At 59.1% G+C, this 17,679-nt stretch carries 18 protein-coding genes and 1 tRNA gene; 17 read left to right on the top strand and 2 right to left on the bottom strand.

Annotated features, from left to right (window positions below; all coding sequences use genetic code 11):
- The first annotated feature begins 47 nt into the window (after positions 1–47).
- From A6A03_RS02475 to A6A03_RS02460, 4 genes are all read left to right on the top strand, one after another.
- A complete protein-coding gene (locus A6A03_RS02475; RefSeq protein WP_066783233.1) occupies positions 48–1,343 on the top strand; it encodes a homocysteine synthase in 1,296 nt (431 codons plus the stop codon).
- Positions 1,344–1,424: 81 nt separating this feature from the next.
- Complete coding sequence (gene metX, locus A6A03_RS02470) at positions 1,425–2,561, top strand: homoserine O-acetyltransferase MetX (RefSeq protein WP_066783232.1); 1,137 nt, start codon at positions 1,425–1,427, stop codon at positions 2,559–2,561.
- A gap of 195 nt (positions 2,562–2,756) precedes the next feature.
- A complete protein-coding gene (locus tag A6A03_RS02465; RefSeq protein WP_245668778.1) occupies positions 2,757–3,746 on the top strand; it encodes a sensor histidine kinase in 990 nt (329 codons plus the stop codon).
- 12 nt (positions 3,747–3,758) lie between these two features.
- Positions 3,759–4,247: an aminoacyl-tRNA deacylase gene (locus A6A03_RS02460; protein ID WP_066783230.1), complete on the top strand. Its 489-nt coding sequence runs from the start codon at positions 3,759–3,761 to the stop codon at positions 4,245–4,247.
- Positions 4,248–4,323: 76 nt separating this feature from the next.
- Here the strand turns inward: A6A03_RS02460 and A6A03_RS02455 are convergent, their stop codons facing one another.
- Positions 4,324–5,112, bottom strand: a complete 789-nt coding sequence (locus tag A6A03_RS02455) for an FkbM family methyltransferase (protein WP_066783229.1) — start codon at positions 5,110–5,112, stop codon at positions 4,324–4,326.
- A gap of 781 nt (positions 5,113–5,893) precedes the next feature.
- Between A6A03_RS02455 and A6A03_RS02450 the strand changes: the two genes are divergently transcribed.
- The 6 genes from A6A03_RS02450 (at position 5,894) to A6A03_RS20790 (ending at position 10,276) form a co-directional block, all read left to right on the top strand.
- Positions 5,894–5,968 (top strand) — tRNA-Cys (locus A6A03_RS02450).
- Positions 5,969–6,026: 58 nt separating this feature from the next.
- On the top strand, positions 6,027–7,175 hold the full coding sequence (locus A6A03_RS02445; RefSeq protein WP_066783227.1) for a glycosyltransferase family 4 protein: 1,149 nt from the start codon (positions 6,027–6,029) through the stop codon (positions 7,173–7,175).
- Positions 7,176–7,241: 66 nt separating this feature from the next.
- Positions 7,242–8,027 (top strand): class I SAM-dependent methyltransferase, encoded by a 786-nt coding sequence (locus tag A6A03_RS02440; RefSeq protein WP_066783221.1) that lies wholly within the window; start codon positions 7,242–7,244, stop codon positions 8,025–8,027.
- On the top strand, positions 8,020–8,868 hold the full coding sequence (locus A6A03_RS02435) for a B-box zinc finger protein (RefSeq protein ID WP_066783220.1): 849 nt from the start codon (positions 8,020–8,022) through the stop codon (positions 8,866–8,868). The genes A6A03_RS02440 and A6A03_RS02435 overlap by 8 nt, the downstream gene beginning before the upstream one ends.
- Positions 8,869–9,065: 197 nt before the next feature.
- Positions 9,066–10,019, top strand: coding sequence for an AAA family ATPase (locus A6A03_RS02430; RefSeq protein ID WP_245668777.1), 954 nt, complete (start codon positions 9,066–9,068; stop codon positions 10,017–10,019).
- The gene (locus A6A03_RS20790; protein ID WP_245668775.1) at positions 10,016–10,276 is read left to right on the top strand and encodes a hypothetical protein; all 261 of its coding nucleotides are present in this window, start codon (positions 10,016–10,018) and stop codon (positions 10,274–10,276) included. The genes A6A03_RS02430 and A6A03_RS20790 overlap by 4 nt, the downstream gene beginning before the upstream one ends.
- A gap of 204 nt (positions 10,277–10,480) precedes the next feature.
- Here the strand turns inward: A6A03_RS20790 and A6A03_RS02425 are convergent, their stop codons facing one another.
- A complete protein-coding gene (locus tag A6A03_RS02425) occupies positions 10,481–10,744 on the bottom strand; it encodes a hypothetical protein (RefSeq protein ID WP_066783219.1) in 264 nt (87 codons plus the stop codon).
- 259 nt (positions 10,745–11,003) lie between these two features.
- Here A6A03_RS02425 and A6A03_RS02420 point away from each other — a divergent pair, with 259 nt between their 5' ends.
- The 7 genes from A6A03_RS02420 (at position 11,004) to A6A03_RS02390 (ending at position 17,613) form a co-directional block, all read left to right on the top strand.
- Entirely contained in the window at positions 11,004–11,681 is a 678-nt protein-coding gene (locus tag A6A03_RS02420; RefSeq protein ID WP_066783218.1) for a helix-turn-helix transcriptional regulator, read from the top strand.
- 30 nt (positions 11,682–11,711) lie between these two features.
- Entirely contained in the window at positions 11,712–12,491 is a 780-nt protein-coding gene (gene sufC, locus A6A03_RS02415) for a Fe-S cluster assembly ATPase SufC (protein ID WP_066783216.1), read from the top strand.
- Between the two features lie 11 nt (positions 12,492–12,502).
- On the top strand, positions 12,503–13,717 hold the full coding sequence (gene sufD, locus A6A03_RS02410) for a Fe-S cluster assembly protein SufD (protein ID WP_066783321.1): 1,215 nt from the start codon (positions 12,503–12,505) through the stop codon (positions 13,715–13,717).
- A 212-nt stretch (positions 13,718–13,929) separates the two neighbouring features.
- Positions 13,930–15,168 carry a cysteine desulfurase gene (locus A6A03_RS02405; protein ID WP_066783214.1) on the top strand — a complete coding sequence of 413 codons (1,239 nt, stop codon included), beginning with the start codon at positions 13,930–13,932 and terminating at the stop codon, positions 15,166–15,168.
- A 19-nt stretch (positions 15,169–15,187) separates the two neighbouring features.
- Entirely contained in the window at positions 15,188–15,580 is a 393-nt protein-coding gene (gene sufU, locus A6A03_RS02400; protein WP_066783212.1) for a Fe-S cluster assembly sulfur transfer protein SufU, read from the top strand.
- Between the two features lie 34 nt (positions 15,581–15,614).
- The gene (gene sufB / locus A6A03_RS02395; RefSeq protein ID WP_066783211.1) at positions 15,615–17,030 is read left to right on the top strand and encodes a Fe-S cluster assembly protein SufB; all 1,416 of its coding nucleotides are present in this window, start codon (positions 15,615–15,617) and stop codon (positions 17,028–17,030) included.
- Positions 17,031–17,298: 268 nt separating this feature from the next.
- Positions 17,299–17,613 carry a non-heme iron oxygenase ferredoxin subunit gene (locus tag A6A03_RS02390; RefSeq protein WP_066783210.1) on the top strand — a complete coding sequence of 105 codons (315 nt, stop codon included), beginning with the start codon at positions 17,299–17,301 and terminating at the stop codon, positions 17,611–17,613.
- Positions 17,614–17,679 lie beyond the last annotated feature (66 nt).

Below are 17,679 nucleotides of genomic sequence, written 5' to 3'. Positions count from 1 at the left end.
TTGCCTGCAATTTGGCTCGCTTTGATGAATGCTTGAGGAGGTTGTTCATGTCCGATGCTCCGCGCTTCACCGGTTTCGAGACGCTCGCCCTGCATGCCGGCCAAACCCCTGATCCGGCGACCGGATCGCGGGCCGTGCCGATCTATGCCACCACGTCGTACCAGTTCAAAGATACCGATCACGCGGCGCGCCTCTTTAACCTGCAAGAGTTTGGCAACATCTATACCCGGATCATGAATCCGACCACCGATGTGTTCGAGCAGCGCATGGCCGCACTCGAAGGCGGGGTGGGTGCGTTGGCGTTGGCGTCAGGGCAAGCTGCCGAAACGCTGGCGATTCTCAATCTGGCCGGCAGTGGCGACAACATCGTCGCCTCGTCAGATCTGTACGGCGGCACGTACAACCTCTTCCGCCATACCTTGCCGAAGCTCGGCATTACCACGCGCTTTGTCGATGCCCGTGACTACGATGGCTTCGCGGCGGCGATTGACGACCGCACCAAAGCCTTCTTCCTCGAATTGGTCGGCAATCCGCGGCTCGATGTACTCGATCTCGAGCGGATCGCGGCGATTGCCCACGAGCGCGGCGTGCCGGTGATCGTGGATGCGACGACGGTGACGCCGTACCTGTGGCAGCCGATCAAGCATGGCGCCGACATTGTGATTCACTCGGCGACGAAGTATATCGGCGGGCACGGCACCGCCATCGGTGGGATCATCGTTGATAGCGGCAAGTTTGATTGGGCGGCGAGCGGGCGCTTCCCCGAATTTACCAACCCCGATCCGAGCTATCACGGCTTAGTGTACACGCAGGCCTTTGGCAATCTAGCTTACATCCTCAAGGCGCGGGTGCAAGGGTTGCGCGATATTGGCGCGGCGCTTAGCCCCTTCAACAGTTTCCTCTTCTTGCAGGGGTTGGAAACGCTGCCGTTACGGATGGAGCGGCACAGCAAGAATGCGCTGGCGGTGGCACGCTACCTCAGCGAACATCCGAAGGTGGCATGGGTGAACTATCCCGGTCTGCCCAGCCATCCAAGCTACGCGCTGGCCCAGAAGTATCTGCCGCGCGGCCAGAGCGGGATCGTCGGCTTCGGCTTGAAAGGCGGGCGGGTGGCAGGCCGCACCTTCATCGAGCGGCTGCGCCTCTTCTCGCATCTGGCGAACATTGGCGACGCTAAGAGCCTCGCCATCCATCCAGCCACGACGACCCACAGCCAGTTGACGCCGGAAGAGCAGCGGCTAACTGGCGTGACCGATGATTATGTGCGGCTCTCGATTGGCCTTGAGACGATCGACGACATTTTGGCCGATCTCGATCAAGCGCTGGCCGGGACGCCGTCATAATACTCAGCGGGTGGGGCGGCGACAATGGCGTCGCCGCTCTTGCCCGCTGCCCGGCTTCCTTGCAGTCAGGAGAAGATGTAGATGGAAGCATTTGTTCATGCGCCAACCCCAGAGGGGGTTGGCTATGTGCGCACCCAGCGGATGCATTGGACCACACCGCTGACGTTGGCGAGCGGTGCGACGCTCGGCCCGTTGACGCTGGCTTACGAAACGTATGGCGAATTGGCGCCCGATCGCTCGAATGCGATCCTGATCTTGCACGCCCTTTCGGGCGATGCGCACGCGGCTGGCTATCACAGTCCCACCGACCGCAAACCGGGTTGGTGGGATGGCATGATCGGGCCGGGGCGCGCGTTTGATACCAACCGCTACTTTGTGATCTGCTCGAACGTGATCGGCGGCTGTCGCGGCTCGACCGGCCCCTCGAGCCCGCATCCGGTGGATGGCAAGCCGTATGGATCGCGTTTTCCGATCATCACGATCGAAGATATGGTGCGTGCCCAACAACGCTTGATCGATGCGTTGGGGATCGAAACCTTGCTCGCAGTGGCCGGCGGCTCGATGGGCGGGTTTCAGGCCTTAGCATGGGCGGTTGAGCAGCCGCAGCGGGTGCGCGGCGCGATCTTGCTCGCCACCAGCGCCCGCTCAAGCCCGCAAACGGTGGCGTGGAACTACATTGGCCGGCGCGCGATTATGGCCGATCCACGCTGGCAAGGCGGCGACTACTACGATGGCGAACCACCGCGCGACGGGTTGGCAGTGGCGCGCATGCTCGGCCACATCACCTATCTGTGCGAAGAGAAGCTAGAGCAGCGGTTTGGCCGGCGCGGCGATCCCGGTACGCTCGATTTGGGGCCGCGGTTTGCGATTGAACACTACCTTGAACACCAAGCGGCCCGCTTCAATGACCGGTTTGATGCCAATTCGTACCTTGTCATCACCCGGGCGATGGATAGCTGGGATCTGGCGGCGCGTTACGGTTCGCTGGAAGCAGCCTTTGATCAAGCGCGGGCGCGGTTTCTCGGCTTGGCCTACAGCAGCGACTGGCTCTACCCGCCGAGCGAGACCTATCAGATGGCGGCGGCGGCCCACGCGGCGGGCCGTTCGTTTACCACCCACCTGATTACGACCGATGCCGGTCACGACGCCTTTCTGACTGACCTTGACATGCAGAGCGTATTGATCCGCGATTTCCTTGATCGGTTGGCGGCTGAATAGAGGAGGAACACATAACAAGCCCGTCTTGAAGCATTCAGTAAGGGCAGCACAGCCAATGCGCCGGTTGCACGAAACTGTTTACCTCGACACTGGTTTGCGGTAAGATAGCAGTGCTCTATATATAGATGCCTTTTTGCACCAGTGGGTGAGGGTTCATTGAAGCACGCCGTATTGTGGCTCAAGCAATGGTTATGGTTGCCATTGGCACCTTGGCATCGAGTCGCTTTGTTGTTATTAGGCGTAGTGTTTGCCTCAGCGGCGATCGCCTTGGCATTTGGCAGCGGCTGGTGGTTGGCGGCGTTGGCTGGGTTGGGCGGGATAAGCGTAGCGCTCGCATGGTATAGCTGGCATGAGCGCGCACAGCGGGAAGAACTGCAACGCCATCTTGTCGACCTTGAGCGTGAATTGATTGAAGCGCGCGCTGCGGCGACGGTGGCGATGCGGGCCAAAAGTGCATTCTTGGCGAATATGAGCCACGAGTTGCGCACACCGCTCAATACGATTATCGGCTACAGCGAACTATTGCACGAAGACGCACAGGAAGGTGCGCTGAGTCCGGAGCAGGCTATTACTCGTCTCCAGCGTATCAGAGAAGCAGCCGGACAGTTGCTGAGCCTGATTAACGATGTGCTCGATCTAGCCCGGCTGGAGGCTGGCGAGGTGGTGGTGAGCCGGGAACGCTGGCCGTTGGGGCTGCTGATCGACGAAGTGCAGACGGCGATTGCACCGTTAGCAAATATGCACAGCAACCGGCTATCGATCGATCTGGCGGTTGATCCGGCGACGATCATCGAAGTCGATCGGGCGAAGGTGCGCCAGATTTTGTTGCACCTCTTGCAAAATGCGGTGAAGTTTACCCGCCAAGGCGAGATTAGGTTGGCGGTGGCGATCCGTGATGCCGGGGAAGGGCCGGCCGTGTTGAGCCTCAGTGTGAGCGATACCGGCATTGGGATGAGCCGTGAGCAGCTCGATGTCCTGTTTGAACCGTTCGTCCGCTTTGATGAAGCGTTAACCCAACGCCATAGCGGCGCTGGGATTAGCTTAGCGATTGCCCAGCGGTTATGTATGGTGATGGGTGGTACGATTGCGGCAACGAGCCAACCCGGTAAAGGGGCAACGTTTTTGGTGACCATCCCGCTAGTCGCTGCGCGCGCACCGTTAGCGATAGCGGTTAATGAACAGTGATCGAACATCGCTATGGCAGATAAACTGAACTCGATGCGCCTGCTCGATCGCCAGCGCATCACGTATACCGTCCACGAGAACGATCCAGCAGCGCCGGATGCAGTAGCGGTCGCGGCGGCGATTGGCGTCCCAGCGGCGCAGGTCTTCAAGACGCTAGTCGTGCTTGGCGCCGGTGCGCGGCCAGCCTTGGCGATGGTGCCGGCTGATTGCCAGCTTGATCTCAAACGCCTTGCAGTGGTGGCCGGCGTCAAGCGGTTTGATATGGCGCCGCATGCCGAAGCCGAACGCCTGACCGGGTTGCGGGTCGGCGGCATCGGCGCGCTGGCGCTGACGGCGAAGCGGTGGCCGTCATATCTTGATGAATCGGCGCTGATGCATCCGATCATCTATGTCAATGCCGGCCAACGCGGGGTAATGATCGGTATCGCGCCATCTGATTTGGTGCGGGTGGTAGGGGCCATAATAGGAGCAATTGCTGCGCCGGTATCGTCGTCGCTCTAGCACTGCGCGGCAGTGCGGCGCATCTCATACCATGCCCAACCCATAGGGTCGCCAATCCGGTTTGGAAACAGCGCGCCTAGCAAGCTGCCGGACGGTACGCATAGAGGAACCCTAAATCATCATGGACGGGGTTCGCCGCCAGTTTTACCGCGAAGCCGTGGCGCTGTAAATGCTGCACTAAGCCGGTATGGGCATAGGCGGTGCAGCCATTATGATACTCAAGACAAAGATGATCGATCTGAGCTAATGTGACAGGATTTGCGTTCAGCAGCACCTCAAACTCACAACCTTCACAATCCATCTTCAGAAAGTTGCACCGTTCGATGCCGTACCTCTGAAAAATATCCTCTAGCGAAAGCGCTGGTACGGCTAATGTATTCGATCCAATAACAGTTGCCTGCTTAGTTGCCGAGTGTTGCACCGCCTCACCGATCGTTGCTAGCAACATCTGGCCTGATTGGACGCCGATAGCGGTTTGGAGCGCAGTAACATTACCAATTGCATTTAAGCGCAGATTTTCTTGCAAGAGAGCAAACGATTCTGGAAACGGCTCGATGGCGTATACATGACAGTTTGGGTGCTCCTTGGCGGTCACAATGGAGAACTCACCAATGCCTGCGCCGATATCAATCACCGTCCAACCATCTTGTATCGGTCTCCCATAAGTCTCATAATCGCGATCAAGCACAGTTTCCTTAACGATCCACACATCCATCAAACTGCGCACCCAAAAGGTGTAGCCGGTGCGTAACCGAATCCGTAGGCGATGCTTGCGCAACGCAAGCAGTGGTAACAGATACCAATTCTCAATCTGTCGCCAGAGCGTTAGCAGTGAAGGGAGATAATACGAGATACGACGAAGCATGCAGCAACCTAACTATCTCAGCTCGCTACCGGCAGGCAGTAGCCGAATTGAGGGCAAGCGCAGGATCGATAATGTTCTTCCAATAAGCATTTGCAACATGATCCGTGCCGTAAGCAGGATTGGACGGTAAGTGGCTAAACGAATAGCGCAAGTATGCTAGATGATCACAACACGTATGCGGCATTGCAACCGGTGGTGAATTGTACCAGAAAGCGTTCGGCCCAACAAGAGTAGCCTCGAAAAATCCGAAATGAGGCTATTGTAGATCCATAATATTCATATTCAGATCAAATCATTGAGTCTAAACCTGCTGCACGGATCTTCCTCGCCAAAACTGTATGCCTGAACGGTGGCCGCGATCCCAGCCTGATGCAGCGCTTGCTGAACGGTGGCAGCTATCTCGGGTCGTTGTGCGCCATTTTGCCCAGTCCATCCTTCACCGGGCCGGCATGCGCTGGCAGTAGTAATAGTTGCCTCAGTGAATACTGATGGTTTTGTATTGCAAAAACTCCGCTAGAATGATAATAAATAACAAGAATAATAGTGTGTTTAATAAAGAGTTTTATTTAACATAATTAAATTAGTCTTGTTAAGTAATATATAATAATAATAGATAATATTCTTCTTATAAAAGAGATCTCATGTCTGTTACGGTGCGCTTTGATCCACAAAAGGCTATTCTTACGCAGGAGGTGCTGAATGAATAGTACTGGTGGCGCAAGTGACCACTATCCCCACCGATTTGCGTCATAGGCTAGGGTGTGCTAGAATAAAGGGCGATGGCGACGTAGCAAAGTGGTAATGCAGCGGTCTGCAAAACCGCCATTCGCGGGTTCGATTCCCGCCGTCGCCTCCAGAGGTACCTAATGACGAGAGGTTGAACGCCTCTCGTTCTTTATTTCAATGTCAGCGATATGCGAATTCTCTGCGCACTGACCTACTATCGTCCCTACACCAGCGGCCTTACCATCTATGTTGAACGATTGGCGCGCGGCTTGGCCCGGCGTGGCCATCACGTGACCGTATTGACCTCGCAGTACGATCCGAGTTTGCCCAAGCATGAGGTGATCGATGGGGTGCGCGTCGTGCGAGCGCCGGTACTGGCCCGCATCAGCAAAGGGGTGATTATGCCGACCTTTGGTTGGCTAGCCACCCGCCTTGCGCTCGAGCACGACGTAATGAGTCTGCATTTGCCGCAATTTGATGCCCCGGGGCTAGCGCTGCGCGGCAAGGTGCTCAAACAACCGGTCGTGTTGACCTACCATAGCGATCTGAAGCTGCCGCCGGGGATGCTGAACCAAGTGGCGAATTACGTCGTTCACGCGGCAAATCAAGCTGCGGCAGCTTTAGCGACGCGGATTGTCGCTTACACGCAGGATTTTGCCGATCACTCGCCCTATCTCCGGCGTTGGCGAAATAAGGTGACGATCATTCCGCCGCCAGTCGAGGTGGCTGAGGTGCCTGAAGCAGAGATTACTGCCTTCCGGCGGCGCTGGAATGTGCAACGGCCGGTGATTGGGATGGCGGCCCGATTGGCGGCTGAGAAAGGGGTAGAAGTGTTGCTGGACGCATTACCCCGCATCCTTGCCGTTCACCCAACCGCACAGGTGCTCTTTGCCGGCCAGCACGAGCAGGTCTTGGGTGAAGAAGCGTATGCGCGCCGATTAGCACCCCTGTTCGAGCGATTTCGTGATCATTGGACGTTTCTTGGCACGTTGAACCCGCGCGAGATGGCTGCCTTCTTCCCGAACCTTGATGTCTTGGTGGTGCCGTCGCTCAATTCGACCGAGACATTCGGACTGGTGCAGGTTGAAGCGATGTTGTGTGGCACGCCAACGGTGGCCAGCAATTTGCCGGGGGTGCGCCAACCGCCGCTTATGACCGGTATGGGAAAAGTGGTGCCAATCGGTGATTCAGCGGCCTTGGCTGAAGCAATCCTTGAGATTATTGCCCAGCGCGAACGGTACGTGCGCCCGCGGGAAGCGATCACGGCGTTGTTTAGCACTGAACGTACCATTGATGAGTATGAGCGTTTGTTCCGTGAATTGGGAGTCGCCGGTTGAATGAACGCGGTACAATACATACGTGCAGCGAGATCATAGCACGATGAGGTTGATGACGATACAGTTATGCCTGATTACTTACGGCCACATTTGATGACGCTCCCCATTCATCGAGCGATGATTCGTTCGGTTGAAGCGCGCCTCTTTGCTGAGCTAGCGCCTGATCTGCCCGAACCGATTATCGACATTGGTTCAGGTGACGGTACCTTTGTCCAAATTGCCTTACCCGGCAAGCAAATTGTAGGGATTGATCCGCGCGTGAGCGATACCCGTGAAGCGGCGCAACGTCAGGTCTATGCCGGTTTGTGTGTTGCTGACGGCGCAGCATTGCCATTTGGCGATGCAACTTTTGCGTCTGCGATTTCAAACTGCGTGCTTGAGCACGTTGTGCCTCTCGATCAGACATTGCGCGAAATAGCGCGGGTGGTGCAACCGGGAGGGCTATTTGTGGCCTCGGTCGTGGGTGATCGCTTTCCTCGCGAGTTGCTCGGTACGTGGCTGCTGAACCGGTTAGGCTTGAACGGCAATTGGTATGGAGCGTGGTTTAATCGCATTGCCTATCACTACAACACGCTCAGCCGGGCCGAGTGGTCGGCGCGTTTTGGGCAAGCTGGCTTTACAGTTGAGGTGTGCCGGCCGTACATCAGCGATGCGGCGCTCAAGTTGTTTGATATTAGCCATTATTACGGTGCGCCGAGCCTCATTACCCGGGCCTTGACCGGGCGCTGGCTGTTGGCGCCGCCTTTCACCCCGAATCTGCTTTGGGAGCCGATCTTGCGGCGGATCTATGAAGCGCCGGCGCCTGATGATGGGGCCTGCTACTTTTTCGTCTTGCGGAGGCGATATGACTGAGTCAACGATCACAGCCGCCGAATTAACTGCTGCCGGCAGAGCAGCGTTGATTGCCGGCGATACGGTGACGGCGCGCTTGCGGTTTCGCGAGGCGCTGGAAATAGATCCACATCACGTTGATGCGCTGCTCGGCATGGCGGCGGCGGTGCGGCCCTACCGCGATAAGCGCGAATATCTGCTGCGCGCCTTAGCAGTCGAACCTGATAACAGCGAAGCGCGCGCGACGCTGGCGCAGGTTGAGGCGCGGTTGGCCGCCGGTGAGCTGCTCGCGCCGACAGGGGTGCAGGTGCGCGAGCGCGAAGAGCCGGCAGTGGCGGTGGAAGCGCCACCGGCGCCGGTTGAGCCGGCTACCGAGACCTTGGTCTGCTACCGCCATCCGCAGCGCGAAACCGGGTTGCGCTGCATTAGTTGCGGTCGCCCGATCTGCCCTGAATGTGCGCGGGCGACGCCGGTTGGCCAGATCTGCCCCGAATGCGCGCGCGAGCGCACGCCTGTCAATTATCAAGTCGGGCCAGCGCAGTTGTTGGTGGCCGGCGTGGTTGCACTGGTGTATGCGCTCATTGTGACCTTAGTGGCCGGCGTGGTGATCGGTTGGGCCGGCTTCTTTGGGTTCATTGTCGCCTTCCTGCTTGGGCCGATGACCGGCAATGCCCTGTCGCGGTTGGTAGACTGGGCCACCGGGCGCAAGCGCGGGCGGATGCTCATGATCGTGGTGAGCGTCGCGTATGCGTGCGGCTCGTTGCCCTACATCGGCTTTGTCATCTTGATCGGCGGCTTTCCATTGGCGCTGCTGTTTTACTCGATTATCGTCGTGACCACCGCGTTGGCGTGGTTACGCTGATGACAGTTTTCTTAACCACGTGGACAGGCTATCTGGCAGTGGTACAATAAAGGCTGAAACATCCTATACTGGATGTACAATGAACGAGGGGCGGGTGGCAAGGCGCACATTTCCGCATCATGACGCAGCATCGTGGCGCTTCACCCGGCGCTGAGGCAATGGCATGGTAGTTGCCAGTGGCTGGCAGGGGAGGCGTTATGGCGAACGAAGGTCAGATGAAGTTAGCGGTGCGCGGTGACAAAAACCCGCTCGATGTGGTCGAGCGCCGGTTGCGCGAACAGATCTTTGGCCAAGAGCGGGCGATCGAGAGTGTGATCCGGGTGCTCAACCGGTCGCGGTTTGGCTTTTCTGCCGGCAATACGCGCCGTCCGCGCGCGACCCTCCTCTTCCTCGGCCCTACCGGCGTTGGCAAGACGGCCACCGCCCGCGCGTTGGCCGAGCTGCTCCGGCCCGATGGCAGCGCCTTTCTCAAAATCGACTGTTCGCTGTTTAGCCAAGGCCACGAAGTGAGCGCCTTGGTGGGTGCGCCGCCGAGCTATGTCGGGCGTGACCAAAAGCCGCTGCTGAACCCCGATATTATCGAGCAAGAGAATAGCGTTGTACTGTTTGATGAAATTGAGAAGGGCCAACCCGAACTGTGGAACCTGCTCTTGCAGGTGATGGAAGACGGCGAGATCCTCTTGCTCAATGGCGGCCGGCGGGTGAGCTTTCAGAACAGTATCGTGATTTTCACCACCAATGTTGGTGCGAAAGAGATGGTCGATTTTCTCGATCGGCGCACGATTGGGTTCCGCACGCCGCATAAAGACGTGGAAGCGACTGGGCGCGAGATCTACCAGATCGGGTTTGAAGCCTTGCAGAAGGTATTTCAGCCAGAGTGGATCAACCGGCTTGATGAAATCATCGCCTTCCGTCCGCTCTCGGCGGAAACGCTCAGCCAAGTGTTTGATCGCATGATTGCCGAGTGCAATCAGCAGTATGTGCGGTATGCGGTGCAGTTGCGCGTCACGCCAGCCGCCAAAGAGTATCTGCTCACCAAAGGGTTTGACTCGCGGTTTGGCGCGCGGCCATTGCGCCAGCGCATTCTGAAAGATATCGAAGCGCCGCTGGCCGATTTGCTGGCGTCGGGTGGCATTCCCCCGGCAGTATGATTGAATTGCGCTATACCGGGGTCGATCAGCACGGCCAAGCGTTGCAATTCTACTACGACGAAGCGCCGGAATTGATCGAGCGGGCCGAGGAGTTGCGCCAGCACGAGTTGCAACGGTTGGCGGTCGGCCAGAGCGATGGGCCGCAACCGCCGAGCATTAGCCTGACCCACGAGCGGAGTAACGCCGCTGAAGGCGGGATCTTTACCACCCGCGGCCCGCGGGCCACGCCGCGCCGCGATCCGCGTGATGGCAGGTAGCAGGCGCAAAGAACGCAAAGGCTGGTAAACGCAAAGGCGCAGAGACGCTGTAGAGCCGGACGGCTGTCCGGCTCTTACAACGCAGAGGGTTTTTGGGCGGATGTTTGAGTGTGCTGGCAGCCATAACCTTCGCGTCTTAGCGCCTTTGCGTTAAGATTTCTCTGCGTCTTTGCCCCCTCTGCGCCTTTGCCTCGTGGCGGCTGCTTACGGCACGTTTGGGTTGGGCCGGCGCGACACCGAGAGATCGGGTTCGGCGCCATCAGCTAAGGGGCGCTTGAGCAAGAGATAGCTGCGGCCCGGCATCACCGCTTGCACCCCACACACTTCCCACCCATCAGCGCCTAACCCGTTGAGAAAGCGACGGGCAAAGCCGGTATTGCGCTCACCCGCTTCGGGATAGCTCTCTTGTCCCTCGACCGAGACGCGCTGCCACGCCTCGACAAACACGACTTTGTACTCCCAACGCATACGATGCTCCTTTTGGTGTTACGCGGCGGGTGGCCGTGGCGCCGGCCCCCGTCGCTGCCGCTGTGCCCCGGTCTGCCGGGCACATGAGCAGTGTAGTACCGATTTCACGTAATGTCAATTACAAAATTACACCTCTTGCAAGAGCACCACGGTGCGGCGAAGGCGGTACGGCTGGAATAAAAGAAGTTTTTGGCTTTTTTATTGACAATAGCTTGAAATGCTGGTAGACTACACCGTAGTAGTTCGGAGTAGTGCGACTATGGAAATCTCACGCTATCCGTCCGATAGTCCAGCCGGCATCATTTTGCGCTACTTGCAGCGCCATGCGCGGGCTACCGTCAAAGAGCTGGCCGATCTGCTCGGCGTCAGCACGACGGCGGTGCGCGATCACCTCGTGCATCTGCAAGCCGAAGACATGGTCGAGGTGACGAGCGAGCGCAATGGGCCGGGCCGTCCGCGGTTAGTCTATTCCCTGTCTGAGAAGGCGCAAAAGTCGTTCCCCAAGCAGTACGACCGGCTGATCAGCAGCTTGTTGCGCGAGCTGATCGAGCTGGAAGGTGAGGGGAAGGTTGAGCAGTTGCTCGACCGGGTCAGCCAGCGGCTGGCGAGCGAGTATGCCGACCGGATGGCCGGCAGCGATGTGGCGGCGCGCCTCAACGAGTTGCGTGCGTTGCTAGAACAGCGCGGCGTGCCGGCTGAGATTGATCCCGAAGGTGACGTGTTGCGCCTGTTCGCCTGCCCGTTCTACGATGTCGCAGCCGATCATCCGGAAGTTTGCTCGATGGAGCGGCGCATGATCGAGTACGTGCTCGGCGAAAAGCTCGTGCTCGAAGATACCATCCGGGCGGGGGCGCATAATTGCCGTTTCGTTTTGCGTCCAAACGATATTCCGCTCACGGTAGCGCCATCGGTTGCTGACTCTGATGCGAAGGTTTAGGGTTGTTCTGCTTTGTTTGATGAGGAGCACATGAGCAACGATCTGATCATCAAAGATCTCTATGCGCGGATCGGTGACAAAGAGATTCTGCGCGGCGTCAATCTGACGGTGCGGCAAGGCACCATTCATGCAATTATGGGCCCGAACGGCAGCGGCAAGAGCACTTTGTCGTATATCATTGCCGGCCATCCGTCGTATGAAGTGACCGGCGGCGAGATTTGGTACAAGGGCCACAATCTGCTTGAGCTGGAGCCGGATGAGCGCAGCCGGCTCGGTGTTTTCCTTGCCTTCCAGTATCCGGTGGCGGTGCCGGGGGTGACAGTGGCGAATTTCTTGCGGGCAGCAATCAATGCCCATCGCGCCGAAGAGGGTAAGGATCCGAAGGAGACGGCGATTCCGGCCGCCGAGTTCCGTAAGCTGCTGCGCGAAGGCCTCAATGTGCTGGATATGGACGAGAGCTTTATCCGCCGGTACCTCAACGATGGCTTCAGCGGCGGCGAGAAGAAGCGGCTGGAGATTTTGCAGATGATGTTGCTCAAGCCGTCGATGGCGGTGCTCGATGAGACCGACTCGGGGCTTGATATTGATGCGTTGCGGATTGTGGCCAATGGCGTCAATCGCTTGGCCGGCCCCGAGATGGGCGTGTTGGTGATTACGCACTACCAGCGCCTGCTGAACTACATCAAGCCCGATGTCGTGTCGGTGATGATGGATGGCCGCATCGTGCGCGAAGGCGGCCCCGAATTGGCGCTTGAGCTGGAGGAGAAGGGTTACGACTGGCTCCGCGAGGAGCTGACCGGTGCGGCTTAAGGGAGATGCGCATGACAACGACATTGCCAACCCTGAATGAGATCAGCGCCGAGATGGTCGTGGCTCGTTCGCAGTCAGCCGGCGAACCGGCATGGCTTACCGAGCGGCGGCGCGAGGCGTGGACTGCGTTTGCCCAGATGAACCCGCCGGAGTGGCGGCGCACCGATCTGAGCAAGCTCGATCCGACCACGATTGCTCCGTCTGACGGTGCGCATGCTACTGCGATCCAGTGGGATCCGGCCTTGGCGGCGCAAGGCGTCGTCTTTACGACACTGGCGGCGGCGCTGCACACCCACGAGGCGTTGATCCAGAAGTATATGGATACGGCGGTTGAGCCGTTGAAGCATAAATTTAGCGCGCTGCGGGCGGCGCTCTGGCAAGATGGCGCATTGCTGTATGTGCCTAAGGGCGTGGCGATTGAGGTGCCGCTGCGCTTGATCTATACGCTCGCTACCGACGGTACGGCGATCTTCCCGCGCACGCTGGTGATCGTCGAGCCGCACGCTAGTGTGACCTTGATCGAGGAGTTTACCTCACCTGATCTGCGTGCTGGCTCGTTTGCCGGCCCGATCACCGAACTCTTCGTTGGTGATGGCGCCAGTGTCCGCTTTGTCAGCATCCAGCATTGGGGCAGCGGGGTCTACCATCTGGCCGGCCAGCGTGCCATCCTTGCCCGCGATGCAAATATTGAGTGGACGTCGATCCAACTGGGCGGGCAGGTGCAGCATATCGAGGCCGAAACCACGCTGGTTGGCAATGGTTCGCGCCTCAATTGGCTGGGAGCGACCTTTGCCGCCGATACGCAGCATCTGGTGATTGCGCCGTGGATGCGCCACGTTGGCCACAACTGCGAGAGCTTCATGCAGTTTAAGACAGTGGTCAACGATACCGCCTATAGCGTGTTCGACGGCATGATCAAGATCGAGCACGAGTCGGCGGCGACCAGCACCCGGCTGGAAGAGCATGCGTTGCACCTTAGCCCCAAGGCGCGCAACGATAGCATCCCCGGCCTGATGATTAGCACGAACGATGTGCTGAAGGGCGGGCATGCTTCGACCAGCGGCGACATCGATCAAGAGCAGCTCTTCTATATGCAGACCCGCGGCATTCCGCGTGCCGAAGCGCAGCGGATGATCGTGATGGGCTTCTTCGAGCCGGCCTTGGAAACGGTGCCGCTGGAAGAGCTGCGGGCAGAGTTGACGGCTGAGATTGCGGCCAAGATTTGATTGCAATCGGGTGGCGTGCGGCAGGCTCACTGCCGCACCCCCAACAGAGCGCCGCTCTGCTGACTTGTGGGCTCAAGCCGTACGCAGGCTGCGGCACAAGCCCGTTACACTGGGTTCGTTGTTAGGTAGTTCGCCGTGCGATGGGCGAGGGAAGTGCCTCGCCGGTGGGTCTGGCGTCCGGTCGCGGGCCGGCGTGCAGATAAGGTGGAGCTATGGCGACACTGTCACAGTTTGATGTGATTACGCTGCGGCGCGATTTTCCGATCCTCCATCAAGAGGTGCATGGCAAGCCGCTGGCGTTTCTCGATAGCGCCGCCTCGTCACAAAAGCCGCGGCGCGTGATTGAGGCGCTGGAAGATTATTACCGGCGCTACAATGCCAACGTTCACCGCGGTGTCTATCGTCTGAGCGAAGATGCGACCTTTGCTTACGAGCGCGCGCGCGGCAAGTTGGCCCGCCTGATCAACGCGCCGAGCCAGCGTGAAGTGATCTTTGTGCGCAATACCACCGAGGCGATTAATCTGGTGGCCTACTCGTGGGGCAGCGCCAATATTCGGGCCGGCGATCGCATCCTGCTGACGATGATGGAGCACCATTCCAATATCGTGCCGTGGCAGTTGCTGGCCCAGCGCACCGGCGCCGAGTTGGTCTATCTGCCGTTTGATGGCCAAGGCCGCTTGGTGTTGGATGATCTCGATCGCCTGCTCGACGAGCGGGTGAAGCTGGTTGCTTTTACCCATCAATCGAACGTCTTTGGCACCATCAATCCGGTTGAGCCGATTGTGGCGCGGGCGCGGGCGGTTGGTGCGCGGGTGTTGCTCGATGCGGCCCAGAGCGTGCCGCATATGCCAGTCGATGTGCAGGCGCTGGGGATCGATTTTCTCGCCTTCAGCGGGCATAAAATGTGTGGCCCGACCGGCGTCGGCGTGTTGTGGGGCCGGCGCGAGCTGCTCAACGCGATGCCTCCCTTCCTCGGCGGCGGCTCGATGATCGATCTGGTGGAGCTGGATCACAGCACCTTTGCCGCGGTGCCGGCCCGCTTTGAGGCGGGTACGCCGGCAATCGGCGAAGCGATTGCGCTCGGCGAAGCGGCTGATTACCTGCGCGAGGTAGGCTTGGCGGCGATCCATCACCACGAGCAGGAGTTGACCGCGTATGCGCTCGAGCGGTTGGCTGAGGTGCCGGGTTTGACCGTCTATGGGCCGCCGGCAGGGCCGGATCGGGGTGGCGCGGTGAGTTTCTCGCTCGAAGGGGTGCATCCGCACGATGTGGCAGCCATTCTCGACCAAGAGGGGGTGGCGGTGCGGGCCGGCCATCACTGCACTCAGCCGTTGCACCGGGTGTTGGGGGTGCCGGCGACGACACGAGCGAGTTTCTATCTCTACAACTTGCCCGAAGAGATCGACCGGCTCGCGGCGGCGCTGCGGAAGGCGCGCCAGATCTTTGCCTGAACGACAGCGAGCTATGGCTATGGATGACATCTATCGCGAACAGATCCTCGAACATGCCCGTCATCCGCGCAACTATGGCCATTTGCCGGCGCCAACGGTCGTGCGGGAAGAGCGCAATCCGCTCTGCGGCGATCAGATCCGGCTCGAGTTGGCCATCGCTGACGATGTGATCACTGATGTGCGATTCACCGGGCGCGGCTGCGCGATCAGCCAAGCTAGCGCCTCACTGCTCACCGAGGCGATCAAGGGGAAGCCGGTCGCCGAGGCCAAGCAGTTTAGTAAGGATGATTTGCTCGACATCATCGGGATACCGCTGGCTCACAATCCGACCCGGCTCAAGTGCGCGCTGCTTTCGCTCAAGGCGCTCAAAGCCGGCCTATATGGGGTGGGTCAGGAGGATGAAGAGATATAAGTGGCGTCGATCATACTAGCAAAGGAGAGCGACTGTGGTTTCTGAGGCAGTCAATTTGCAGTTTGACTACTCGCGCTATGGCTTCCGGCAGGAAGAGCGCTATGTCTATAAAGCGCCCAAAGGCTTGAACGAGCGCATTGTGCGCGAACTTTCCGGCATGAAGGGCGAGCCGGAGTGGATGTTGAAGCGGCGGCTGCGCGCGCTCGAGATTTTTAACAAGAAGCCGACGCCGCTGGTGGGCACGTGGGCCAACCCGGAATTGGCCGAGCTGAATTACGATGACATTCACTACTTCGTGCGCGCCAACGAGCGTCCGCAGACCGACTGGGATGCGGTGCCGCCGGAGATCAAGAATACCTTCGAGCGGCTAGGCATTCCCGAAGCCGAGCGCAAGTTTCTCGCCGGCGTCGGCGCGCAGTATGAGTCGGAAGTCGTCTACCACTCGCTGCGCGAAGAGTGGGCCAAGCAAGGCGTGATCTTCCTCGATACCGACACCGCGCTGAAAGAGTACCCTGAGTTCTTCAAGGAGTACTTCGGCACCATTGTGCCGGCGGCTGACAACAAGTATGCCGCGCTCAACACTGCGGTCTGGTCGGGTGGCTCGTTCGTCTATGTGCCGAAGGGGGTCAAGGTCGATATTCCGCTGCAAGCCTACTTCCGCATCAATGCCGAGCGCATGGGCCAGTTCGAGCGCACGCTGATCATCATTGACGAAGGGGCCGAAGCGCACTACATCGAAGGGTGTACCGCGCCGATCTACAGCACCAACTCGCTCCACTCGGCGGTGGTCGAGGTGATCGTCAAGAAGGGCGGCAAGTTCCGCTATACCACCATCCAGAACTGGGCCAACAATATCTTCAATCTCGTCACCAAGCGGGCAGTGGCTTACGAAGAGGCCAGCATGGAGTGGGTGGACGGCAATATCGGCTCGAAGCTGACCATGAAGTACCCGTCGGTCTACCTGATGGGCCGCAAGGCGCGCGGCGAGGTGCTCTCGGTGGCGTATGCCGGTCGCGGCCAGCACCAAGACGCCGGCGCCAAGATGGTGCATCTCGCGCCGGAAACGACTTCGCGCATCACCAACAAGTCGGTGAGCAAAGACGGCGGCAAGACTACCTACCGCGGTCTGGCCAAAGTTGCGCCGGGGGCGTATGGCGCCAAGATCAACGTTAACTGCGACGCGCTGATCCTCGACGAGAAGTCGGCATCGGACACGATCCCGTACATCGAGATCGAAGAGGATCGCTGCACGCTGGCCCACGAGGCGACCGTTGGCCGCATCGGCGCCGAGCAGCTCTTCTACCTGATGAGCCGTGGCATTTCCGAGTCGGACGCGCTCTCGATGATCGTGCTCGGTTTCATGGAGCCGTTCACCCGCGAGCTGCCGATGGAGTATGCGGTCGAGTTGAACCGCCTGATCCAGCTTGAGATGGAAGGGTCGGTCGGCTAAGAGCGTGGCGTAGGGGTGAGAGAGACGAGCGCTCCCATGGATTGGGGGCGCTCTGTTATTGGGCAAAGTAGGGGCAGCGCGCCGCTCTGCCCGTACTAGCGGAGAAGAAGGGGCAGAGCACCCGCTCTGCTCGTACCAGCGGAGAAGCAGGGGCAGCGCGCCGCTCTGCCCGTACCAGTGGGGAAGCAGGGGCAGCGCGCCGCTCTGCCCGTACCAGTGGGGAAGCAGGGGCAGTGCAGCGCGCTGTCCATACATAGAGGAGCAAGCCATGATTGATGTGTGCGATGTCAACGAGGTGCCGGTGGGTGGCGGGCGCGCGTTTACGATTGCGGGCCGCCGGATTGCGGTTTTTCGGGTGGCGGAAGGTGAAGTCTACGCGATTGATGACCGCTGTTCGCACGATGAAGCTTCGCTGAGCGAAGGCGATGTTGATCTCGACGAGTTGTGCGTCGAGTGCCCAATGCACGGTTCGCTGTTCGATTTGCGCACCGGCAAGCCGCGCACGCTGCCGGCGTTTACGCCGGTGGCGACCTATCGCAGTGAAGTACGCGATGGCCGGATATTTGTTGAGTTTTCAGCGTAAGAACTTGACTAATGGGAAGAAACGCGCTACAATGGCAGTATCAAGAAGCTGCTGCCGGCTAAGCGG

Origin of the sequence: Chloroflexus islandicus, from assembly GCF_001650695.1 — a bacterium.
GTDB classification, from domain to species: Bacteria; Chloroflexota; Chloroflexia; order Chloroflexales; family Chloroflexaceae; genus Chloroflexus; species Chloroflexus islandicus.
Note: the sequence above shows the minus strand (reverse complement) of the source record. Positions and strands in the feature narration are given on the sequence as shown.